At 42.5% G+C, this 23,427-nt stretch carries 22 protein-coding genes; 9 read left to right on the top strand and 13 right to left on the bottom strand.

The genetic code is table 11. From position 1 onward, the window contains the following. Nucleotides 1–84: 84 nt before the first annotated feature. From PseudUWO311_RS08630 to PseudUWO311_RS08645, 4 genes are all read right to left on the bottom strand, one after another. Nucleotides 85–1,227: an Hpt domain-containing protein gene (locus PseudUWO311_RS08630; protein WP_142654787.1), complete on the bottom strand. Its 1,143-nt coding sequence runs from the start codon at nt 1,225–1,227 to the stop codon at nt 85–87. A 172-nt stretch (nt 1,228–1,399) separates the two neighbouring features. After that, nucleotides 1,400–1,990, bottom strand: coding sequence for a GUN4 domain-containing protein (locus tag PseudUWO311_RS08635; protein WP_142654788.1), 591 nt, complete (start codon nt 1,988–1,990; stop codon nt 1,400–1,402). A 55-nt stretch (nt 1,991–2,045) separates the two neighbouring features. Continuing rightward, the gene (locus PseudUWO311_RS08640) at nt 2,046–4,061 is read right to left on the bottom strand and encodes a chloride channel protein (protein ID WP_142654789.1); all 2,016 of its coding nucleotides are present in this window, start codon (nt 4,059–4,061) and stop codon (nt 2,046–2,048) included. 102 nt (nt 4,062–4,163) lie between these two features. Next, nucleotides 4,164–6,488 (bottom strand): ribonuclease R family protein, encoded by a 2,325-nt coding sequence (locus PseudUWO311_RS08645; RefSeq protein ID WP_142654790.1) that lies wholly within the window; start codon nt 6,486–6,488, stop codon nt 4,164–4,166. 858 nt (nt 6,489–7,346) lie between these two features. Between PseudUWO311_RS08645 and PseudUWO311_RS08650 the strand changes: the two genes are divergently transcribed. Continuing rightward, complete coding sequence (locus tag PseudUWO311_RS08650; protein WP_142654792.1) at nt 7,347–8,987, top strand: iron uptake porin; 1,641 nt, start codon at nt 7,347–7,349, stop codon at nt 8,985–8,987. Between the two features lie 75 nt (nt 8,988–9,062). Here the strand turns inward: PseudUWO311_RS08650 and PseudUWO311_RS08655 are convergent, their stop codons facing one another. Both PseudUWO311_RS08655 and PseudUWO311_RS08660 read right to left on the bottom strand, forming a co-directional pair. Further along, nucleotides 9,063–9,740, bottom strand: a complete 678-nt coding sequence (locus PseudUWO311_RS08655) for a HEAT repeat domain-containing protein (protein WP_142654794.1) — start codon at nt 9,738–9,740, stop codon at nt 9,063–9,065. 15 nt (nt 9,741–9,755) lie between these two features. After that, nucleotides 9,756–9,998: a hypothetical protein gene (locus PseudUWO311_RS08660; protein ID WP_142654796.1), complete on the bottom strand. Its 243-nt coding sequence runs from the start codon at nt 9,996–9,998 to the stop codon at nt 9,756–9,758. A 182-nt stretch (nt 9,999–10,180) separates the two neighbouring features. Here PseudUWO311_RS08660 and PseudUWO311_RS08665 point away from each other — a divergent pair, with 182 nt between their 5' ends. From PseudUWO311_RS08665 to PseudUWO311_RS08685, 5 genes are all read left to right on the top strand, one after another. Continuing rightward, complete coding sequence (locus PseudUWO311_RS08665; protein WP_142654798.1) at nt 10,181–10,585, top strand: DUF3119 family protein; 405 nt, start codon at nt 10,181–10,183, stop codon at nt 10,583–10,585. Between the two features lie 58 nt (nt 10,586–10,643). Then, a complete protein-coding gene (locus PseudUWO311_RS08670; protein WP_142654800.1) occupies nt 10,644–11,921 on the top strand; it encodes an FGGY-family carbohydrate kinase in 1,278 nt (425 codons plus the stop codon). Nucleotides 11,922–12,111: 190 nt separating this feature from the next. Then, the gene (locus PseudUWO311_RS08675) at nt 12,112–12,792 is read left to right on the top strand and encodes a hypothetical protein (protein ID WP_142654802.1); all 681 of its coding nucleotides are present in this window, start codon (nt 12,112–12,114) and stop codon (nt 12,790–12,792) included. Between the two features lie 154 nt (nt 12,793–12,946). Continuing rightward, nucleotides 12,947–13,297 carry a DUF1830 domain-containing protein gene (locus PseudUWO311_RS08680; RefSeq protein WP_142654804.1) on the top strand — a complete coding sequence of 117 codons (351 nt, stop codon included), beginning with the start codon at nt 12,947–12,949 and terminating at the stop codon, nt 13,295–13,297. Between the two features lie 142 nt (nt 13,298–13,439). Beyond that, nucleotides 13,440–14,747, top strand: a complete 1,308-nt coding sequence (locus tag PseudUWO311_RS08685; protein ID WP_142654806.1) for a homoserine dehydrogenase — start codon at nt 13,440–13,442, stop codon at nt 14,745–14,747. A 69-nt stretch (nt 14,748–14,816) separates the two neighbouring features. On the opposite strand, the gene PseudUWO311_RS08690 is transcribed toward PseudUWO311_RS08685, so the two are convergent. From PseudUWO311_RS08690 to PseudUWO311_RS08705, 4 genes are all read right to left on the bottom strand, one after another. Continuing rightward, entirely contained in the window at nt 14,817–16,067 is a 1,251-nt protein-coding gene (locus PseudUWO311_RS08690) for a dihydroorotase (RefSeq protein WP_142654808.1), read from the bottom strand. A gap of 83 nt (nt 16,068–16,150) precedes the next feature. Beyond that, nucleotides 16,151–17,170, bottom strand: a complete 1,020-nt coding sequence (locus tag PseudUWO311_RS08695; RefSeq protein WP_142654809.1) for a hypothetical protein — start codon at nt 17,168–17,170, stop codon at nt 16,151–16,153. 81 nt (nt 17,171–17,251) lie between these two features. Beyond that, nucleotides 17,252–17,677: a large conductance mechanosensitive channel protein MscL gene (mscL, locus tag PseudUWO311_RS08700; protein ID WP_142654811.1), complete on the bottom strand. Its 426-nt coding sequence runs from the start codon at nt 17,675–17,677 to the stop codon at nt 17,252–17,254. Nucleotides 17,678–17,856: 179 nt separating this feature from the next. Beyond that, nucleotides 17,857–18,285, bottom strand: coding sequence for a hypothetical protein (locus PseudUWO311_RS08705; RefSeq protein ID WP_142654813.1), 429 nt, complete (start codon nt 18,283–18,285; stop codon nt 17,857–17,859). Between the two features lie 447 nt (nt 18,286–18,732). Between PseudUWO311_RS08705 and PseudUWO311_RS08710 the strand changes: the two genes are divergently transcribed. Further along, the gene (locus PseudUWO311_RS08710) at nt 18,733–19,548 is read left to right on the top strand and encodes a mechanosensitive ion channel family protein (protein WP_142654814.1); all 816 of its coding nucleotides are present in this window, start codon (nt 18,733–18,735) and stop codon (nt 19,546–19,548) included. A gap of 54 nt (nt 19,549–19,602) precedes the next feature. Beyond that, the gene (locus tag PseudUWO311_RS08715; RefSeq protein ID WP_142654816.1) at nt 19,603–20,508 is read left to right on the top strand and encodes an LD-carboxypeptidase; all 906 of its coding nucleotides are present in this window, start codon (nt 19,603–19,605) and stop codon (nt 20,506–20,508) included. A gap of 130 nt (nt 20,509–20,638) precedes the next feature. Here PseudUWO311_RS08715 and surE read toward each other — a convergent pair whose 3' ends face one another. The 3 genes from surE to hisH form a co-directional block, all read right to left on the bottom strand. Beyond that, nucleotides 20,639–21,415: a 5'/3'-nucleotidase SurE gene (gene surE, locus PseudUWO311_RS08720; protein ID WP_142654818.1), complete on the bottom strand. Its 777-nt coding sequence runs from the start codon at nt 21,413–21,415 to the stop codon at nt 20,639–20,641. Nucleotides 21,416–21,581: 166 nt separating this feature from the next. Further along, nucleotides 21,582–22,097 (bottom strand): DUF2808 domain-containing protein, encoded by a 516-nt coding sequence (locus tag PseudUWO311_RS08725; protein ID WP_190303438.1) that lies wholly within the window; start codon nt 22,095–22,097, stop codon nt 21,582–21,584. Between the two features lie 38 nt (nt 22,098–22,135). Beyond that, nucleotides 22,136–22,759 (bottom strand): imidazole glycerol phosphate synthase subunit HisH, encoded by a 624-nt coding sequence (hisH, locus tag PseudUWO311_RS08730; RefSeq protein ID WP_142654822.1) that lies wholly within the window; start codon nt 22,757–22,759, stop codon nt 22,136–22,138. 213 nt (nt 22,760–22,972) lie between these two features. On the opposite strand from hisH, the gene PseudUWO311_RS08735 reads away from it, so the two are divergent. After that, nucleotides 22,973–23,419 (top strand): hypothetical protein, encoded by a 447-nt coding sequence (locus tag PseudUWO311_RS08735; protein WP_142654824.1) that lies wholly within the window; start codon nt 22,973–22,975, stop codon nt 23,417–23,419. Nucleotides 23,420–23,427: the final 8 nt, after the last annotated feature.

Consider the following 23,427-nt stretch of genomic DNA (forward strand, 5'->3'; position numbering starts at 1 on the left):
ATTTTGTAATTAGAAGAGGCAGCGCGAAGCGCTACCTCTTCTAAAGAAATTCAAGGGGCTTAATGCCCTTGTTATGTATGGACTTTAGTTAATATTACAACTAGCAATCTTCGCTAAAAGTGCCGCATACTGAGCCTGAAATTCTTTCGCTTTAGGATCTTTGGACTGATGCCATGATGCTAACCAAAGCGGTGTAGGGAAATGTCCATCAGGAGCAATTTGCGGAGAAACAGTATTGGATGCAATCCAAGTTCCATTTTGTCTCCACCCAACGCGATCACTAAAGGTTTGCCAACCTTTCATTGCCTTATCTTCTTCTATTACAGCACCAAAAATCTTACTTACTTCGTCAGCTGAAGTATTCTCAGAAGCAATTTTTGGCGCTTTTAGAGGCACTGTCAAAGCTTCAGTTCTACCTGATAAATTAGCTGAGATTAATTGCATCAATTGAGGTGATGCCTTAATTTGATGAGCTTTCTGTGCCAAAACTTGCTCCTGAGACTGTTTGATTTCCTTAATCAGAATTGGTGCGAGGGCGCGGAATTGATTGTTAGGATTTGCTACCGCAGCGCTTACCGATTCCATCAACTCAGTCCAAGTCGCTAGACCAAAGCGATCTCCTATTTGCTGTAATTGAGCACAAATTACGCCTAGATTTTGGCGACTGCGAGGACTATCAGGCTGTTTAAATAGCTCCAGCATACTTCGCAACTTGAGCGGGACTTCTGACTGAAATGCCGACAACATTCCCCTAGTATCAATCTTGGTCTCAGGTTCTAACAAAGTTGCTTGGGTTGCTTTTCCTGAGATTAAATTTTGAAGATGACTTTTGAGATTCGCAAAGATTTGATCAGAACCAGCCATGACAGTATCAACAGCATCTTTGGTTAGCCCATAAGGACTTTGCAAATGCTCGACAAGTTCTTTCATCTTGTCAAATGCTTGTAAAAAGAGGGTCTGTAAATCTTGATCAACTTGAAAGTTAGTGTTTTCACGCATAACTTTGAAGTAGTCCTCAAAGTTATGGGCTACATGTTGAATGCTGCTAAATCCCAACATAGCAGCCCCACCTTTAATTGAGTGAGCTGCGCGGAATATTTCATTTACGGATTCAGAGTTCCCCATCAGTGATTCTAAATCAAGCAACCCTGACTCAATTGTCTGGAGATGTTCTTTCGCTTCCTCAATAAAATAGCCTGTAATCTGTTTTTGTTTATCCTGATCCATGACACTAACCCCTGATGATTTGCCTTGTGAGTTGATTATGAAACTTCTACATGAGACTGCTAGCTGTATAAGTACTTGTACAAAGTAAATTACCCAAACTTGTAAGGTTGTGCACCGAAGGGGCACAACCTTACAAGTTTGGGTTTGCAATTAATTATGTCCATTTACTTATTTATCCCAGAATTGATGACATATAGATCTGATTTTGAGCGCTGAATCCATACCGCCCGTTACTATACTTGCGCCAAAGAGTATCAATAGTTTGCAAATCATCACAGGAAATTTGCTTCATCTCCTCAGCAGTCAAAACCGAGCCAATGTTTTTATTTGCTGCTTGGCACATTACGTTCCATGTTTCTTGATTTGCTTCTTGCCATTTGCCATTAGATAGCAAAGCTTTTAGCTTCGTATAGTCAACACCTGTATTTGAGTTTAATTGCTGCGAATGAGTATTTGTATCATCATTGGCGATCGCCAGTATTTTATTAGAACGACGAAACCTTAAAGTCATTGCCCCTTTGCTTTGACCATCACCTAATAAAATTGCTTCACCAGTATCTGTGAGCTTGATCGAAATTTCCACCTCATCTAGTGCTAACCCATTAGCTTGACTCGGCGCACTGTCTGTAGCGAGCTGCTGGACTAAACTAGCAAGTTTTTGAATGCTGTCTTTAATCTTAGTGGTGTTGACCGATTTAATCGACTCACCATTAGCGCGATCGCTATTTCCCACAAACTCAATTAGTATTTCTTCGCTATCCATGACATCCTTGTTTGGGCTAATTGACCAGATATTTAAGACAATCTCTGCGTAAATTTTAAGAGGAAATTGCCTCAGAACTGTGAATATCTGACTCTCGGTTTAAGTTATTGGTTAAAGTGCTATCTAAAGTGTTACTCAGAGAATTATTTAAATTAATTAAATTATTGTCTTTATTGTTGCTCTTGTCATTACCACCATTGCTAGAAATACTACTAGAACCATTACTAGAAACACTAGTTATAGCTGTATGAGTATGATTAGCAATAGTTACAGTCGATTTAGTCGCTGTAATTCTAGCAGCAATCGCCCGTTTTGTTAGTGCTGTATTATAAGCGGTTGTAATTGCTAAGCGATCAACCATTCCAATTACACGCTTGGGCTGATGGCGATCAACTACGGGCATCTGCCGCAAGTCCCTAGCTGCCATGCGTTTTAGGGCTTCAGCAAGAGATTCATCGGCAAATGTGCAAAGTACTTCGCTAGTGCAAATATTCTGCACAGTCAATTCTTCAAGCGGGCGATCGCTTGAAGGAGCCGAGAGAATTCGCTTAATATCTTGTGTGGTGAGGATGCCTTGCAAGTGATTAATATCATCAAATACGAGAGCGCTGTGATGATAGCCGCTGGTAATAAACTGAGCAGCTTGTAGCAATGGCATCGAATATTTGACCGAGGCAGGATTGAGGGTCATGACTTCTGCGATTTTGATTTTTTCGAGAACTTCGATATCGGCTGGTAGCCCCGACCATTGCATAATCATCCGATCTGAGGATTTTGACGTGTCAATTTGGTCGAGTACCCATGCACAAAGACCAACGGCTGCCATCAGTGGTAAAACGATACGATAGTCACGGGTCATCTCAAACAATAACAACACAGATGTTAAGGGGGCGCGAACTGTGCCCGCCAAAACTGCTGCCATTCCGACAAGGGCATAGGCTGGAGAAGCGGCGATCGGGATCGAGGCGGGGAAAAAATAGGCGATCGCCTGTCCATACACACTACCCAGTACAGCTCCTAAAAAAATCGAAGGGGCAAAGATCCCGCCAACAAAGCCACTAGCAGAACTAATCGCCGTCAGCAAAAGTTTAACTACCAACAAAATAATTAACAAAGGGATCGTGAAAGGGGTATCTTGCAGGATTGATTCCACCGTTTCATAACCGATCCCAATTACTTCAGGAAAAATTAAGGCGATAATGCCAACGCTTAGTCCACCAATCAGCAGCTTGATTGGCATAGATAAGGTTCGCATGAATGGGGCGATTGCCCATTCTCCAGCAAAAAATTTCTTAGCTTGTTTAATCGATCGAGTAAACAAAAGCGCCACGACACTGGCTAGTACACCCAAACCGAGATATAGCGGTAACTCCCAATAGCTGCGCACCTCATAGACAGGCAAACTAAATGCTGGTCGCTCACCGAGGCTAATCTGGGAAACCAGCGCCGAAATTACTGAAGCAATAACAACAACACTGACATCCGAGTTGGGGCTGGATTTATTAGTGCGATAGGAATCGCGCAGCAATACCTCTAAAGCAAAAAATACACCTGCGATCGGGGCATTAAATCCTGCGGCTAGCCCTGCGGCTCCCCCAGCTCCTATCAGTAATCGAATTCGCTCGCTAGAAAATTGCAGCATTTGGCCCAGCAATGATCCAATATTGCTTCCCAGCTCAACGCTAGGACCTTCAGGCCCTAGCGAAGCTCCCGCGCCCAGAGAAAGGGCAGCCGCCACAGTTTTTAGAGGAACTTGCGAATAGGATAACCCTAGTTCACGATTAGAAGCCTTAGACTCAGCTTGATCTAATTTGTCTAATTTGAGGCGTAAAAGGCTAACAACTAGTGCTCCCATCATCGGAATAAAGATGATTGCCCAGTGCCACTGATTGCTAAGAACTACGGCTATTTTATGCCAATAGAATTCTTGGGTAAATAAAATTAGCTTGCGAAATAGGGTTACACCAGTACCACTGATTACGCCCACCGCGATCGCAGAAACAAGCATAACCGTCTCCGCAGAAGGCTGAAGACGGTTTAGAACGGTCACCAATAGGCGGGAAAGCGACATGGTGGAGAACTCGTGGAGAGGAGTGATTAGGAGCTAAATCAATTCAGTATTTAAGCATGATGGACTGAAGCATTGCTTCTGTCTATCATGTTATGTTAGCGATTAGTCAAGATTTTCCGTGTCGATCTCTTCAGAAAATTCTTCTGAATTATCTTCAGATTCTAAATTAGATTCAGAGGTATTTGACAAGTCGCGATCTCCCTCAGTGTTCACTACTGCAACTAAGTCGATTTGCTGGCGATAGTAATCTACTCCCTTAACCTGTACCTCCACACGATCGCCCAAACAATATTGACGACCACTGCGACGACCAACTAGCAGGGTTGAAGCTCTTGCCCTGCCTTTGCCGTTAATCAATGGGAACTCATACCAATCATCTTTAAGAGAACTGACATGGACTAAACCTTCAACTAAGAGGGATTCAATCTCTACAAAAAATCCATAGGACTGAACGCTAGTGATGATGCCATAGAAGTTCCCACCTGTATGCGATCGCATAAATTCTGCTTTCCGCAATCCATCAAGATCGGAAATGGAACGATGATATAGAGCATCAGCTTGATTTAGCTTTGGCACAACGACTTCTAGATCTTCAATCAATTGACGTTCTGTCTCAGGTGGTAAAACGCTCCAATTCACCTGACCATGAGCGCTAGAACTGCGAAGATTTACGCCATCCTTAATTCGGATGCTACGGCGATCGCGACCTTCTTCAAATACAGTATGCAAAATGCGCTGAATCAGTAAATCAGCATAATGGTTTTGGGGAAACACACCATGCACATAGGGAAGATCGATTAAGCCTAAGCCGAAGTGCAGTGATGGTGTAAGTACATATTCACTGGTCTTAAACATAGACATTAGTAGATATTTGAGAATATCCCGAGTCGCTTCTTGTTCAAGCTGACTAACTTGCCCCAAAATTCGATGCAAATCGGCAATCTGGATCTGATCAGGTGTTTCTAGCAGCGCCGAAATCCCCATACTCTCTAATAGCTTTGTCCAGTCATCAACTTTTCCTTGATCGGGAGGAATTTGACGTAAATAGATGGTTGGAATTGATAGAGACTGGAGATGCGAAGCGATCGATTTGTTTGCCAAGATCATTATTTCAGTAACATTTCCAGAGATCTGCAAAGTTAAGGGAACGACTGTCAATCCTCGCACACCCTCATCCGCTTCTTGAGAAGGAATCTGTGGCAATACTAGTCTAATTGCATTAGAGCGCTCTTGGAGAAAAGAGCCCACCTTAGCTATTAAATGTACCAATCCTTCTACTTCTGTATCAATTTCTTGGCTAGGTGCATCTTCATCAACTGCCTCTTTCCCATCAAGAATTTGTTGGGCTCTCTGATAACTTAAGTTAGCACGAACCAATATTGCTGAAGGCTGAATCTCAAACGAAAGCATATTACCTTCGTGATCCAATTTAATCAGTACTGACATCGTCAGATATTCAGGCTGATTAAATACATTCATCTCTGGCAACATCGGCAAAATCGTATCACCCAAGAAAAATGAACGTAGACGCTTTTGCGCTTCTAAGTCCAAAGGTGAACCTGCTGTTACATAAGTTGCCACATCAGGAATATGTACACCCAATTCCCAACCACTTTCCACCTCTGCGATCGAAATAGCGGCGGCATTACCAATTCTGACTGTCAGGGTCTTACGTAAATCGAGACGATGCTTGAGATCGGCTTTTCGTACACCTCTAGGCAAACTTGCGGCAGCCGTAAGAGCCTTGGCACTGAATCTTCTTGGTAAATTATGCTTGCAACAGACTAGATCAATATCATTCGTTGACTCAGCATCATCGCCTAAAACCTGCAAAACTCGTCCCAATGGCAAGTGATTGCCTAGTGAAAATCTCACCATTTCTAAATGTACAAGCTTGCCAACAGCAACATCTAGGTCGGGTGTTTCCTCATCTGGTACAAGTTCGACTTCAAATAGCAAGCGATCATCTAGGGGCACGGCTCGATAACTATCACCTGTTAACTTTACGGTTGATAGTAAAGTTGGATTTGATCGCTCAAGGATCAAACGCACTTCGCCTTCAGGCGATCGCCTGCGCACGCCATCTTTAGTTACCCGCACTAATACGCGATCGCCGTTCCAAGCATTGCTCAGGCGGCTCTCTCGCACATATATATCTTCAGCGCCCTCGACATCTTGGATCGCAAAGCAAAAACCTTTGCTCGAACAACGCAACCGACCTTCGACCAATCCTTCTTCGTGGATGCGGCGATATCGACCTTTGTCTTTTTCGAGAATGCCAATTTTTTCGAGTGCATCAAGAGCAACTTGGAGCCGACGAACACTTTTGTTGTCATCACCAATCCCAAGTTTTTTTTCGATCGCCTTGGGCGTAACTAGCTTGTCATCAGAGAAATTGTCTAACAGTTGATTAATCGAGAATTCCATGAGGCGAAGGTCGAGCGATTGTTTAAGGTGAGCAAATTAGAGCAAACGAGGGGTAACAAAGTAGCAACCTACGAACACAAACTACAAGCAGATATCAACATCGCAAATCAGCGATAATCAAGCTTTCGGCAATTAGAACAGGCAGACAACTTTAAGAGATTCGACTTATTGTCAAAACGAAACTGTGGAAGTTAGTCTATCTTCTTAGAGACGATCTTGATAGCTCTGCGACATGATTACAGATTAAATGCAGGATAGTGAAATATGGATCGAAACGCATATTTCTGTTTATCCCGAAGTGCATTCCCCAAGAAATCTTAGATTATCTACGATTATCTGTGTAGGGAGTTTAGCTCTAGCTTTTTGCCATGCTTGTAGGGCTTAGGTAACTTACGAATTTGCAAAGTTAGCTTCTATAGTTTTCCCCTGCCGATCTTATTTTAGCCCAATTGCTCCAGCAAATATTTTGGATATTAACTTTATTCGACATTGAGATTCAGCGATCTCTGCATCTCAATGTCTTAGGACAAATCAATCCCTAAAGCTTTGCGCTCAAATTTGAACGAATAAATTTTTTGTGGCTCGTTTGGTCAAAATTTTCTGTAAAAGATTGTAGATGCACAGAAAAGTACCATCTTTAGGTGTTTATTAGATTTAATTCAGTGCAATCCATAACTTATTGAAATATCGCTTAGAAATCAGAAAAGCAGGAAATAATCTATGTCATAAGTTAGGTTTAGCTATAAATAATCAGCATATGTGTTGATAAACACTTAACTTTTGACACCGATTTTTGCTACATTCACTACTGAGACAAGTGTAATATTGTCATGTTGTGAGGAAAGGTAATTTATTTATATGTCTAAATTTTCTAACAAAAATTATAGCTTAGCAGTTTCAGCTGCTATTGCCGCATCTGCACTTATTGCTGGTGCTGCCAATGCTCAAGCTTCTAAAGACTCTGAAGTTGTTCGCTCCGTAGGTGCTGATTCCCTTGTCGAACAAGTTCAGTTGCGTCCTAGTGCTGTTGCTCAAAATGTAACTTCAGTATCTCAGCTCAGCGATGTTCGCCCTACTGACTGGGCTTTCACCGCATTGCAATCCTTGGTAGAGCGTTACGGTTGTATCGCTGGATACCCTGACCGCACTTTTCGTGGTAAGCAAGCAACTAGCCGTTACGAGTTTGCTGCTGGTTTGAATGCTTGCTTGGACAAGATCAACGAAATCATCTCCGCAGGTTTGGCTGACAAGGTTAGCAAAGAAGACCTCGCAACTTTGCAAAAGCTCCAAGAAGAGTTTGCTGCTGAACTCGCAACCCTTCGTGGTCGTGTCGATGCTCTTGATGCTAAGACCGCTAAGCTCGAAGCTCAACAATTCTCCACCACCACCAAACTACGCGGTGAAGCTATCTTCGGTCTAGTTGGTGGTTCTGATGGCGTTACCACGCCTTCTAGTACTAACATTGCTTTTAACTACCGTGTCCGTCTCAACTTAGACACCAGTTTCACTGGCAAGGATTTGTTGAGAACCCGTTTACAAGCAAGCAACACTGCTAACTTTACAGATTTAGCTGGAAGCAATAGTACTCGCCTATCTTGGGATGGCTTTGCTACCTCTGCAAACAGTTTTGAAATTAACCGTTTGTACTACAGGTTCCCAGTTGGCGACAACCTTAAGGTATATGTTGCACCTATTGGCGCTCTAGAAGATGTTCTTGACCCTCTAAACCCACTCGAAAGCGACGGTCAAGGTACAATTTCTCGCTTTGGTCGTTTCAGTCCCTTGACTCGTATTGCTTCTAGAGGCGGCCCCACAGCAGCAACTTCATCTGGCTCTGCGATCGCTGGTTTTGCTTGGACGCTTTCAGACAAAATTAGCTTCCAAGCAGCTTACACCGCATCAAACGCTGCTGCTGCTACTGGGCAAGGTGGAATAACTGGTGGTGACACCAAGATTGCTGCTCAGTTTGTGATCAAGCCTTCTGAAGCCTTAACTTTTGGAGTTGGTTACGCAAATGCTTACACAGTTGGTAACAGCCTTGGCTCTGGTTTGAATGTTGATTCTATCGGTGGATCTGCTGCCGCCGTTGCTGGGATTAGTGGTATTACAAGCAACACTGTTGTTGGTAGCTTGATTTGGGATATTACCAAGAAGTTTACCTTCAATACATGGGGTGCTTACACTTTTGCTAACTCTACTGGTGCAACGACTGCTGGTACAACATTCACTAGCTGGTTAGCAGCAATCTCTGCTAAGGATTTGTTCACTGAAGGCGATCTTGCTGCGCTTTCCTTTGGTCAGCCTCTATTGAGAACTGGTGTTAGTGGCGCTGCACAAGGCAGTACTGATACTCCTTATCACCTGGAAGCTCTATATCGTTTCCGTGTTTCTAAGAATATCAGCATCACTCCTGGTGTTTACTTTGTATTCAACCAAAACAGCGCCAGTGCTAATGGTACTGCGACTGTTGGCGTAATTCGTACCACATTCTCCTTCTAAATTAATTTAAAAAGGGGCGCGTTGCGCCCCTTTTTATGACAAAACAAAAAAGAGCGCACTGCGCTCTTTTTTGTTTTATACAGAGTCTAAGAATGATCGCGTTGCTTCAGCAACTTGGGGCATGGGATCATTGGCAAGCTTTTCTAGAGAAACTTTGGCTTCAGAGCCACCAAGCTGTACTAGCGACTGTGCAACTCGATGTCGGATTTGCCAATCGGGATCGTCGATCAGAGGTAACAATAGCGAGACTGATGCAGGATTGCCAAGATCACCAAGAGAGCCGATCGCAGCAATTTTAACGAGTTCATTAGGGCTTTGTAATGCCTCGGCAAGTAGCTCAAACGCTTGAGGATCGCCTAGCTCACCGATCGCAGCAATGATACTAAATTGAAACATCCAGTCGTTGGTAGACTCGTAGGCAGTTTTCAGTAGATCAAAGGATTGGGTAAGCTGTAGAGAACCAAGTGACGCTGCTGCCGCTGCACGGACATCAATTTCAGGATCGATTGATAGGCGATCGCTTAAAATTTCTAGGGATTTTTCTAAATTAACATTACCGACTGTGCCAAGTTGGCTAACTGCATCATAGCGGATGCGAGCATAGGGGTCTATCGCAGCGATTGTAAGTAAATCAAATCTTTCAGATACGGGAAGAGAGCGACTAGCATGGAGGGCTTTCATCCGAATACCCATATCATCTGTAGCTAGTTGCTCTCTTAAGGATTCAAACTGAATTTCTGATGTTTCGCTCACAAGAAAATCTCGCAATTAATACGCTAACGTTTCTAGTGTCTCACGTAAGTAGCTACGCACGAGATCATCAAGAACGCTTTCTTGTACTACGACAACATCTTTGGGATCGCCTTTGGGGTCACCATTTCGCGAACGCTGCCATTTGTCAAATCCTGAACTGGTTGCGATCGCTTGTTTGAGATGACTCCAGACTTTTGGATCTTTAGCTGCTTCATGCAAAGGGAGATCCAAGTCATTCGCTGTTGAGGATAAGTTCATAGACATTTCCTAAGCTTATTATAAAGATTACAGGGGAAAGATAATGTAGCGATTAGCGAAGAGCGAACTAAACTAAAGCATACAATTAACTTATTAATATTTATCCTATCATTCCAATAAGTTAGCCATAGATTTAAAATTAAATGTATATCTATAGATAGAAATCAATAATTTAAATCATTATGACTACTTCAAACCCTTTTGTTGACCCAAATATTGCATCGCAGGCTACAGAATTAAGCCCAAACTATGCAATATCCGTTGTAATTATGTTGGCAGGATTGCCACTTATATTGGTTCAACCGATTGCTGCGGGTGTAGTTGCAATTTTGGGATTGTTTTTAGTTTATCAAACCGCTACGATTCGATTAGTATTTACCGCAACAGATTTAGACGTTTATCGATCGCAAGAAAAATTCCGTACTTTCCCTTATCAAGAGTGGCAAGATTGGAAAGTATTTTGGTTTGGATTTCCGATTTTGTTTTATTTTAAAGAAGTAAAAAGTATTCATTTCTTACCAGTTTTATTTGATGCACAAATGCTTAAAACTTGTTTGGAAAAACATATTCCTTTAAAAAAATCTTAGTATAACCCAGAGAATAGGAGTGGCGCTTTGCGTCACTCCTATTCTTTATAAGGAATTTATGAACTACTTTGTGGGGATTGACTTTGGGACTTCGGGAGTAAGAGCGATCGCTATTAATATATATGGCGAAATCTTGGCGATCTCTCGCACTGAATATGACATTCGTGATTATGAAACATGGCAAGCCGCACTTTATGAAGTAATTGCTAGTTTGCCTGAGGAAATTAGACGAAACACAAAAAAAATAGTCATTGATGGCACTTCCGCAACGGTTTTAATTTGCGATCGCTATGGGAAAGTGATCGCACCACCCATGATCTATAGCGATGCTTGTAGTCAAGAAGTCTTAGAGCAAGTGAAAAAAATTGCACCATCACAACAAGCAGTCTGTAGCGCGACTTCAAGTTTTGCCAAATTAGTTTTCTGTCTTGAGAATGAAGAGTCGAGACCTTTATTCTCAAGTTTGTATTTTTTACATCAAGCAGATTGGCTGGGGTTTTTACTGCATGGCAAATTGGGCGTGAGTGATTATCACAATGCTCTGAAATTAGGTTACGATCCCAGCCTTTTAGAATATCCTGCTTGGCTAAGAGATTGGGCGTTACGAAATCCTGCGTTAATTTTGCCTGAGGTATTAGCGCCTAGTAAGACTGTAAGCATAATTCAGCAAGCGATCGCCTCAACATTAAATCTGCCCTTCGATTGTGAGATCGGCGCAGGCACGACTGATAGTAATGCGGCTTTTTTAGCTAGTGTTGGGACGGCGCTACCTGAGATCGGGACAGCAGTTACTTCGCTTGGCTCGACAATGGTGTTGAAGGTCTTAAGCGATCGCCCGATCAATGATTCACGTTACGGTATTTATAGTCATCGGTTTGAGTATCCTAATTTTGGCTGTTTATGGTTAGTTGGCGGAGCTTCAAATGTTGGCGGCGCGGTATTGCGACAAATTTTTACAGATCAGCAGTTACAAGATTTGAGCGATTGCATTGATCCGAATATTTCTAGCCCGCTAGACTATTACCCCTTAACAAAAAAAGGCGATCGCTTCCCGATTAATGATCCCGAACTCTTACCAAGATTAAGTCCTCGTCCTGACGATCCTGTCAAGTTTTTGCATGGATTGCTGGAGAGTATGGCAAGAATTGAGGCAGAGGGCTATAAACTTCTGCAAAATTTAGGAGCTTCTCCGATTCAACAAATTTATACCGCAGGTGGTGGGGCAAAAAATCAGGCGTGGACAAAAATCCGCGATCGCTATTTACAGATCCCCATGCAACAATCTATCCAAACCGAAGCGGCTTATGGTGCTGCATTATTAGCAAAATCAATTTAGGGGTTTTCAGCACCTAGGGTGCTGAAAACCCCTAAATTGGTTTCATAATAGGTAACTATGCATAATTAAATATAAAATCCCAAAAACTGTACCGCCCGCTGCGCGGGCGGTACAGTTTTTGGTTCTAGTTTTTTTAATTGTGCCAAGGTATTTAGATTAGGCGTAGCCGTAACCCACAAAAATAGAGATTATGATTACTCCACTCAAGCGCAAAAATTTTGATGAGCTTATTCCTGCCGTACCCACCTCAGAGCAGTATCAATACTACTGGGGAGATGGACAGAGTGTATTTCGTCGTATAGCTATTTCGATCGCTTGTGTGATTGTGTTCACAATTCTCTATAACCGTGTCCACGAGAATAATCCCAGTAGTTTTGCTGCCTTAATCATGTTTGTTTGTGCAGCATTGGGCGGACTGTATTGGATGTTGGAGCCAATTGTCTTAGCGAGTGTTCGTAATGCTAAGCTGAGGCGTTTTGCCTACTGCGGATTTTGGCAGGCTGAAGTATTAGATGTGTATGTCTCTCAGGAAGTGTTAGCTCGTGCAGAAAAGGTAGACTCGCGGGGACGCATGGATGTTAGCTATGACGCGGAAAGTTTTTTAAATATTGAGCTTGGTGATGAGACAGAGTTTGTAACAACTTTGCGATTACCGATGAAGCGAGAACTGAAGCGGATTCGACCTGAGCAAACAGTATTTATGTTGCTATTTTCTAACGATCGCCGTTTTGGACGAGTTAGTCGGATCACTTCTGATGCATATATTCCCCAATACAATCTGTGGGTCGGAGATTATCCTTATTTACGTCGGGATACTTTCGTGGATCTGACTAAGTTCATGGTAAAGCGATCTCAAAAAATTACTAACTGAATAAAAAACGAAGTCTTTTTCTTCGGTTGCTCAAGCGATCCCAAAGCTTAAGAAACTTGGAATATGTGCGCTAGGTCACTGCTAGTCATGGGACTATCTCGTAATCTGGGATCATGAATTATCAGAGCTAGCAGCTACTAGCAGGTTTAAAAAAATGTTTAATATTCAATCACGAAAGATAAATACTGACAACTTAGAAAATCAACTTAATCAATTAACTTGTATTTATCGTAACGAAAGCGAAATAATGCAAATTATTCGCATATCTCAAACTAATGCCGCTTTTTTTGAGAGAGTCATTCTACCAAATCAATGCATTCAATTCTCTTCATCTGCTGATTCTCTGTTAGAAGTATGTGAAGGCATAATGTCAGGTTCAGTTTATAGCGATAGGATTCCTTGCTATCAACTAGCGATCGCTACAGATTTAGATATGAAACAAAATATTACGAATGCTAAAGAATCAAATAGAAATTCTCAAGATGCATTTGCTGTAGCTGCGTAATCTTAATCATAATAAAACCCAGAAAGTAGAAGGGAACGCAAAGCGTCCCCTTCTACTTTCTGGGTTTTAAAATTCATAGCGTCCCAAAAAAACTACAATAAAAGCTAATAGAAATAGACAAAAATCAAAACGAATTAAGACTGTGACATATAAAGTTGGACTTCTCGGATTAGGAACAGTTGGCACAGGTGTTGCCAAAATTCTCCAAGACCCTGCGGGTCGCCATCCCCTGCTACCTAATATCGAAATTTCTCGCGTTGGTGTGAGATCGCTAGCTAAGCAGCGTGATGTGGAGATTGATCCCAATATTGTCACAGATGATTTGGAGGCGATCGTTAATGATCCTGCGATCAATATCGTGGTTGAAGTTATTGGGGGTATCGAGCCAGCTAAGAGTTTGATCTTAAAGGCAATTGCTAATGGTAAGCACGTTGTTACCGCCAACAAAGCTGTAATCGCTAGATATGGCAACGAAATTTTTTCCGCAGCCACACAAAAAGGCGTATATGTGATGTTGGAAGCGGCGGCATGTGGCGGTATTCCTGTAATCCAAGCGCTTAAACAAAGTCTTGGCGGCAATCGCATTAGCGAATTAACAGGGATCGTTAATGGTACAACCAATTACATTTTGAGTCGTATGTATTTTGAGGGTGCTGATTTTGACAAAACCCTCGCCGAGGCACAACAGTTAGGTTATGCCGAAGCCGATCCTACAGCTGATGTCGATGGCTATGATGCGGCTGACAAAATGGCAATTTTAGCGAGTCTTGCCTTTGGAGATCGCATTAAACTTGAAGATATTTATCGTGAAGGTATTCGCTCTATTACTAGTGCTGATATTGGCTATGCCAAAGAGTTGGGTTTTACAATTAAGCTCTTAGGCATTGCGCGACGTACTGATAGCAATACTGGCGGCAAAGATGACAGCAATCTGGAAATTCGGGTACATCCGACCCTAATTCCCATCCAACATCCGCTTGCAAATATTCATGGTGTAACCAACGCGGTGCGTATTGAGGGAGATCCCATCGGTGAAGTTGTATTCTCTGGTCCCGGTGCAGGTGCAGGCGCAACTGCTAGCGCCGTAGTCGCAGATATTATTAATGTTGTCGCAGCACTAAAATCTATGCCCAATAACGTCAATCAATTGATGGGCTGTTCCCACGAGCATTACGCTAAAATTGCCCCAATTGAAAATACAGTAACGCAGTTTTATGCAAGATTGCTAACCCATGATAAGCCTGGGGTAATTGGCGATCTTGGAACTGCTTTTGGCAAGCACTGCGTTAGCTTAAATGCAATTTTGCAAAAAAATACCATTCATGATGGACTTGCTGAAATCGTGGTAGTAACCCAAAGAGTGAGTGAGTACAACTTTCAGCAAGCGATCTCATCAATTCGTGAGTTACCAACTTTACACAGTATTCCTACCGTGCTCCGAGTTTTGTAAGTAATTGTACTTATTTAAAGGAGCAAAATGGGAAGAATCTCTTTGCGATTCTTCCCATTTTGCTCAGTCTCATACCAAAACTTTGCCGATGAGCGATCGCCCCATATAGTTACTATTTCTCGATTGAGATGTGATCGCACTATCTTTTGCTAGCCATTCTAAGCTTGGGTCAAAAAGAGTTGATAGTTTTGGTGGAGTGAGTCCGAAGATTTTAGCTGGGTTAACACTAAGGGCTTGCCAAAGCTCACTAGCGGTTAATAGTCCTGTAATCACTAAGTTTTGCCAGAGGACGGGCAGGGCAAACTCTAGACCGATCGCACCTACGGGTGCAACTTCAAAAGGCACAACTTTTTCTTCATATGCGCAGGGAGTATGGTCGATCGCAATGCTATCAATTGCGCCTGATTTAATACCTGCAATCAACGCTAGGCGATCGCTTTCGCTGCCAAGGGGAGGGCTCAAGCGAAGATTGGGATCATAGGTTGATAAGTCGCGATCGCAGTGACAGAGGTGTAACCAAGTTGTGCTAGCTGTTACAGGTAGTCCATCATTTTTTGCTTGAGTAATTAGTTCCACACTCTGCGCTGTGGAGAGACGCATAAAATGGGTGGGTGCTTTGGTGAGGCGAACTAACTCAATTAAGGCGGCGAGGGCAGTAGTTTCGGCAGCGGCGGGATAGCCAGTCAGACCATATTGGAGAGACCATTTACCTTCGCGAATTACGCCACTACTTGCGAGTTCAGGATTTTGGGGAAATAGGGCAATAAGTTTACCAAGCGGTTTGACATATTCCATGGCGCGGCGAACTAGTTGTAAATTGGCAATTGGTTTGCTATCGGTAAAGCCAATTACGGATTCGGATAGCTCGGAAAGATCGGTGAGCTGTTTTCCCTCTAAGCCTTTGGTAATCGCTCCCCAAGGTTGGATAATATCTCCATGTTTTTGCTGCACATTGCGCCAAAATTCTAGGGCGGCAATATCATCGATCGCGGGTTGTGTGTTTGGCAAAACGCCAACTGTGGCGAATCCACCGTTTTTAGCTGCTTGCACCAACTCAGATATAGTTTCTCTAGATTCATGCCCTGGCTCACTACTAGTACTGTAAATATCAATTAGCCCTGTTCCTAGAACAATGTCTGAGCGCTCATCAATATTGGTTTCTTGAGGGATTTGGGACTGATCGAAGTTAAGGTGGATTTTGCAATCGCTATCAATAAATACATCCGCAAAAGTTTCCGCAATATTTGAAGATGAATCTGCATCAAGAGTGCGTACTTGTTTATAGATAACTGGATACGCGGTGGAAGTTTCTAAGGGCATTTTTGACAAGGAAAAAGTAAAAAGGAAAAGGAAAAAACAAATAATTTCTTTTTTTCCTTTTTCCTTTTTACTTTACAACGCTTTTACTGAACAATATTTAGTGATCGCTGATTTTGGTAATAGCTGCGCCATTGCCATTTGCCTTGTGGCTCTATAGTGGGTGTAAACACGCGTACATCAAGCGAATTTAAGCCAATTTCTTGGACGATAATTTCGGGGTAGCGATCACCATTGATCTCTTGGATGCCATATAGGGCATAACTGCTCACACTATCGTTGATGTAAGAAAGTGCTCTAGTATGGGTCAAAATTGGCTCAGATACCCAATCTCCATTTGCCGATTTTCGTAACATCACTAACATGCTGTACTCTTGACGCTCAAGGGCGGATCGGGCAAGAAAATCTTTCCACACTTGGGGATCAAATCCTGCTGGACGAATTGGATTATCGAGGCGTAAACCTGCAATGATTTCAGGCTGATTGTCACCGTCGATATCCACGCATACTAACGACGCGATCGCAACTTGCGAGAGTGCGGCTTGAGTTGCACCAAGTTTTAGAAATAAGTTACGTGATTTATCTAGAACAAGGGGTTGGATTTTACTGGGACAGTTAAAAAAGTAGGTGCGATCGCTTGCCGTATTAACACGATCGCTAGCTACAATTGTCAGATTGGGCTGACGCAAAATTGTAGGATCAAAGCTTTTTGGTGGCTGATTTTTCTCACTGTTGGTTGGTGCTTGCACTTTAAAACTTGCGATCGCGCCAAAAGCGTCTGAGCCACGCACTGCGCTCACTTGGAACATGCCAAGAGGCTTGCCAAACTGTACTAATGAAAAACTACTGCCTATAGGGATCGATTGAATTACTCGATCTAAACTGCCGAACTGTTCCACTAAATCCGAAGGGACGATTCCCTCTATAGTCTTACCATCGGGAGAAGATTGGATAAACAGGAAAATAGGAACAGGTGTTTTATCTGCTTCAGGTTTTTTATCATTATTGGGACTAACGCAAGCATTGAGACCAATAGCAATTCCTAAAATTACGAGAGATGTAGATATAGAGTAATAAATTGTGTTTTTGAATTGTCTAAATGGCATGGTATGCAAGCAGTCTAGAGGTATCTGTCCAAAAATATAAGTGTATGCTTTGCATACACTTATATTTTATTGGGATTTATTCTATTTGGATTCCATCACTTCTGCTAAACGTTCGACAGCTAATGTCAGACGCTCTTGAGGATCGGGCTTGACTTCTTCAGTCGCAGCTTCTTCACGAATTTCTTTACGCTTCGCCGCCTCAAAAGAACGAACGATCAAGAAAATCACAAATGCGATGACGAGAAAATTAATTACTGCTGCAAGAAACACACCATATTTAATTCCATTGATTTGCAGCTTAGCAAGATCTTCCACATTGGCAGCTTTGAGCGCTGGATTCAGTAATACAGGAGTGATTATATCCTCGATCAAGGATGTGACAATTTTTCCAAAAGCACCGCCGATGACTACTGCAACAGCTAAATCGATCACATTGCCTTTCATGATAAAGTCCTGAAAGTCTTTCATAAAACCTCCAGCTGCACGTCTACCATTTTGTAAAGCCATAAAGTAACTCTCTTCAAACTAAGTATGATTTTAATGCGCAGCATTTTTTGCCGCCTATTACCTACAGTGGTTTGCGCTCAATCCCGAACCAAAAATTTTTAAATACGGTGTTGCGAAACACCATTTTTTTAAATTTATTGTGGTTTGCCTGATCGTAAATTGCTATAAATAAACAGATTTTAATTATCAGGCTTTTGATCACGTTTTACTGATCTTGATTCGTTACGTTCAGACAAAATCTTTAACGATGGTAAGGCGATCGCTTGATGACGATATAACCGATACATCAAATACATACAGAGTGCAAAATAGCCCGAACTAATGGTTGCCTTAATGAGTTCGGCGGTAACTTGTAAAGTTTCACCCTCTGCTGGTACGCCACCCATTGCCCCATAGGCGATCGCCCAAGTCAGCATCAAGGCGATCGCCACTTGGCTAACATCGCGGACTTTACGGCTGCTTCTTTGACTAACCAAGGCTAACGCCGATGGAATCAGTCCAAATACTGGCATTAAACAAAAAAACATTTCAATTCGTTCTTTGGTCGAATCGCGAGATATTTGTTCTGGTTTCTCGATTAGGCGATCGCGCTTAGAATAACGGCTCATAACTTTACCTTTGCTTCTGTGACGATGTTAGCTTTCATACATCGCTTTGCGTTCAAACCCAAACAAATAAATTTATTGGGTTCTGCTAATCGTAAAGCAAGGAACCACAAGAAATTTTTTAAAAACGTTGCAAAGCAACGTTTTTAAAAAATTTCTTGGTTCGGGTTTGAACGTAAAGCGATGTAAAAGCAGGTCAGATAATTCTATAAAAATTAATAAACTAAAAAACTCTATGAGATTTACACCACCATAAGTCAAAATCTATAACGGTCAGTCAGATATGGCGGTTTTCATTGTGCCGTAGGCACAATGAAAACTCCAAAACTTTACTGGGATTGATTTGTTGTTTTCAAATGAGTTCATACTCATTTGAAAACAACAAATCAATCAAAATTGGCGTAAAATTTACAACTTCGTTAATTTTAAAGGGAGAAAGTCTTTACTTCTATGGATGCAGCAACTATTCAAACTTTTATTGCAACTAACTTAAATCTGCTTGCTGGAGCCGCATTTAAAGTTGTTGCCGCGATAATCCTCTGGTTTATCGGGCGCAAACTGATCGATTTTTCGATCTCCATTACCTCCAGTACGCTAAAAAAACAACGTATTGATGCAACACTGATCAGCTATCTAACTTCTAGCCTTTCGGTGTTATTAAACATCATTCTAGTTGTAGCTATTCTTGGATACTTTGGTGTTGAAACAACCTCTTTTGCTGCTCTTTTAGCAGCGGCTGGTATAGCGATCGGGGCGGCATGGAGCGGCTTATTAGCTAACTTCGCCGCTGGGGTATTCCTGATTGTCTTGCGTCCATTTCAAGTTGGCGATTTTATCTCTGCTGGGGGCATCACAGGCACGGTTGTAGAAATTGGCTTATTTGTAACAACCATCGATACACCTGATAATGTGCGTACATTTGTTGGCAACAACAAGCTTTTCTCTGACAATATCCAAAACTTTTCTACAAATCCTTACCGTCGCGTTGACCTTCAAGCACAACTGGATCATTCTGTTAACTCCAATGAAGCAGTGCGAGTTCTCCAAGAAAGGATTCGCAATATTCCCAATGTGGTTAGCAATCCTGCACCAGTAATTGAAATTATCGACTTCACTCCCATGGGACCAGTGCTTGCCGTACGTCCTTTCTGCAACAATGCTCACTATTGGCAAGTCTACTTTGACACCAATCGAGTTATTCGCGAAAGCTTTAGTGAATCAGGATTCCCTGTTCCTCAACAACACTTCCAAATCCGTCAATCTTAAATCCCAAAAACCTCGCTTAGCGAGGTTTTTGAGTAATCATTATATTTCTGAATTATGCAGCCAACTAAATTCCCATCGATTATTACGCCTTCTCAAAAAGTCCGCGTCATTGCTCCTAGTGGTGCATTACGTGAAAGGGAACGCTTTGAGCAAGGACTAAAAATCTGGTGCGATCGCGGTTATGAATTGACCATGCCTGATGATCTTAGTCAGCCTTGGGGCTATTTAGCTGGAACTGACGAGCAGCGCTGCCAGCAATTTGTTGAGGCTTGGAACGATCCTAATTGTGTAGCGATCGCCTGTGCTCGAGGAGGCTATGGCTCAATGCGTCTCCTCGAAAAACTTGATTGGCAAGAACTTAGCGATCGCCCCAAATGGTTAATTGGCTTTTCTGATATTACGGCTCTACTCTGGGGCTTGGCAAAACATAAGGGGATTGGGGGCTTACATGCACCAGTGATCACAACATTAGGCAATGAACCAGAGCGATCGCAACAGCAATTATTTGATTGGGTGGAAGGAAAAGTTGATGCGATCACATTAGAAGGGGAAGGTTGGAATAATGGTCAAGCAACAGGTGTTCTCTTACCCGCAAATTTAACCCTTGCGACACATATCATCGGTACGAATATTTGTCCTGATCTGGAGAATGTAATTTTAGCGATCGAGGATGTATCCGAAGCTCCTTATCGGGTTGATCGCATGTTAACCCATTGGCGTTGGTCGGGACATTTGCAAAAATTAAAAGGGATTGCGATCGGGCGTTTTAGTCAATCGGAAGTTTCTACTCCAAGTTTTACAATGGAAGAAGTATGGCGCGATCGGTTGACAGATTTAGGAATTCCAATTGTGATGCATTTACCATTTGGGCATGATGGCGAAAATGCTCCCTTACCCGTTGGTTGTATCGCTGAACTTGATGCCGACAATGGGACTTTATCTTTCTTGCGATCGCATTAACCCTGCACTCAAGTGCGGGCTAAAAGCTTAAACCCGTTGAAACGGGTTAAATTTCTCTAGTCGGTTTCAACCGACTTTAGCTTTTAGCCAAGAACTTGAGTTCTTGGTCTATTTACGCTTTGTACGCAGATCATAGAGCCGTTAATTTTTCCGTCCATGTTTGCAGAAATGGCATCGCAGCCGCCAGAGTCAAATCATATTTAAGCGGTGTAATTGTCACGTAATTATCTCTAATTGCTTGAATATCTGTATCCGCTTCCGCTTCTTCTTCAACTACTACACCAGATAGCCAGTAGTATGTTTTGCCACGCGGATCGATGCGCTTCTCAAATAGATCCTTATAACGACGAATTCCTAAACGAGTTACTACAGCTCCGCAAATATCTGCTTCAGGAATTGCGGGGATATTTACATTCAGTAGAATTGCTTCTTCGAGAGGATAAGTGGCGATCATCTTGACTAATTTTTTAGCAAAATTGGCAGCAGCACTAAAGTCTGGATGTGTGAAACTAGCCAAGCTAAAGGCAATACTTGGCACTCCTTCTAGTACTCCTTCCATCGCAGCCGATACCGTACCAGAGTACAAGACATCCGTTCCCAAATTCGCGCCACGATTAATTCCAGATAAAACTAAGTCAGGGCGATCGCTTAATAATGCATCAAGTGCTAATTTCACAGTATCCGAAGGTGTACCCGAACATGCCCAAGCCTCAATTCCCGCAGGATAAACTCCAGAAATTTGATCAACTCGCAAAGGCTCTTGTAAGGTAAGGGCATGTCCTGTTGCTGATCGCTCACGATCTGGACAGACAACCGTAATCCGATGCTCAGTGTCACTAAGTGCTTCAGCTAGCGCCCTTACCCCTGCTGCATAAATGCCATCGTCATTACTAATAAGAATATTCATTTTCAAATATGAAATTTACAGCAATTTGCAATCAAAATAACCACAAGAGTTTAGTTAAAAGTGCTGCCTTGCAGCACTTTTAACTAAACTCTTGGTTTTGGTTTCAGCGCTTTGCGCTGTAAGACTCACAATACTATAAAGGCTCGCATTGCGAGCCTTTATAGTATTAATCGAGGGTAATCACCCATGAGCCAATATATTGAGGTACGGGGATGTCAGCTCGCATGACTCTGCCGTCAAACTGATAGAAACCGCTATAGTCAGGATTTCGGACGTTAGATAGCACGGCTCGAATTGCTGTTTTGGAAGGAATAGCCTCTTTAGGGATGATTGTAATACGGCGAGTTTCTTTATCCCAAGTTGCCGATTCAATCTCTAAGTCTTTGCCCCCACGGCATTGATCGGTTACGCGCAGTTTCATGTCTGATGTATCAAAGCTGCCATTAAAATGATCTGGGTAGGTGATGATCACTTCGGAAACTTTGAATTTCTGTGGCTTTACTTCTAAATAATAACGATCGCTACGACCACTGCCGCCATTATCAAGACAATAGTCAAGTGCACTATCTTTGATTCCGCCAAACAGAATAAATCCTGAGTTGGATTGGGCGCGAACTACAGATGGTGAAACCACAGCACAAGCTACAGCTAGACAGGAAACAATACCCAGTTTTTTGATCATTTGGATCTTCATAAATCTCACAAGACATTACTATTATGCTACGCACTGATCATTCTGACGAAATTTGATAGCAAATGTATCCCGTCATTGGATGATTTTTCGGGATGAAATTGTACTGCCATCACATTATCTGTGGCGATCGCTACTGTAACTGTTTGGCTGCCATGGGTTGTCGTCGCGGCTGTCACTGAGCTATCAATGGGTGCGGTGTAATAAGAATGCACAAAATACATCCAAGGACTAGTGCCTAAGTCTTGCCAAAGCGGACAATCTGTTTGCCTTAGTTCTAGCTGGTTCCAGCCCATATGCGGAATTGTCAGACTTGGCTCATGACTAAATCGTTTGACTTGACCTTTGATGATGCCTAAGCCTGCTTCTTGCCCCTCTTCGCTGCTTTCAAATAGGATTTGCATCCCTAAGCAAATTCCTAAAAATGGCTTGCCCGATGCGATCGCATCATGTATTGGCTGTTCTAGCTTAGTCGCCCGCAATTTTTGCATCGCAGGATCAAATGCTCCTACCCCTGGCAAAACAATAGCATCGGCATCAGCCAACTCTTGGGGATTATTGGTGACGATTGGGGTTGCGCCTGCCATCTCTAAACCTTTGCAGGCTGAGTGTAGGTTGCCCATGTCGTAGTCGATCACTGCCACAACTGGCATGATATTACTCCTGTTTAATAGCCTTGCAATGGGGAACTTTAACCCCCTTTATCCTTTCTAATACCAAAACACAAAATGGCGTAGCCATTTTGTGTTTTTAAAACCCTTACAGGGCTTGGTTTTCAATTCACAGAAGTGTGGCAACACTTCTGTGAATTGTTATAAAGCGATTATAATGGCTGAAGTCCTGAAAAATACATCATGAGGTTTAGGATGGCTGACAGGCGAATTGTTAATCATGTTTTATTAGTGCTAAGTATTGGCGCGATCGCACCTTTAGCGATCGCTAAGCAAACTGTTGCCGAGGAGAAAGTCAGCATCCCCCAAGCACCAGTCGAGCCAAGTCTTTGGTGGAAAACTCAGCGATTACAGCAAGGTTGGGTGGAGAAGATTGAGATCGATGCAGAATCAAAACAAGCGATCGTCACGATTAATACAACTAGATGGACAGCTTCTGATTATTTACAGAGATTTAGCTTTCTATTTAAGCTAGGCACTGAAGCTCAAAAGCAAAACTTTAATGTGCTGTTACATAATCGTCGAGCTCAGAAGATTGCTGAGTACAGTACCATTGAGGAGCGTTGGCGCATTGATCCTAAATCTTTAGGCGCTGAGCCTTTTCGAGTAAATTCCCCAGAAATTTTTCAGCAACAGTTTTAATACAAATA

It is taken from the genome of Pseudanabaena sp. UWO311 (assembly GCF_006937785.1).
In the GTDB taxonomy this organism is placed as follows: Bacteria; Cyanobacteriota; Cyanobacteriia; order Pseudanabaenales; family Pseudanabaenaceae; genus Pseudanabaena.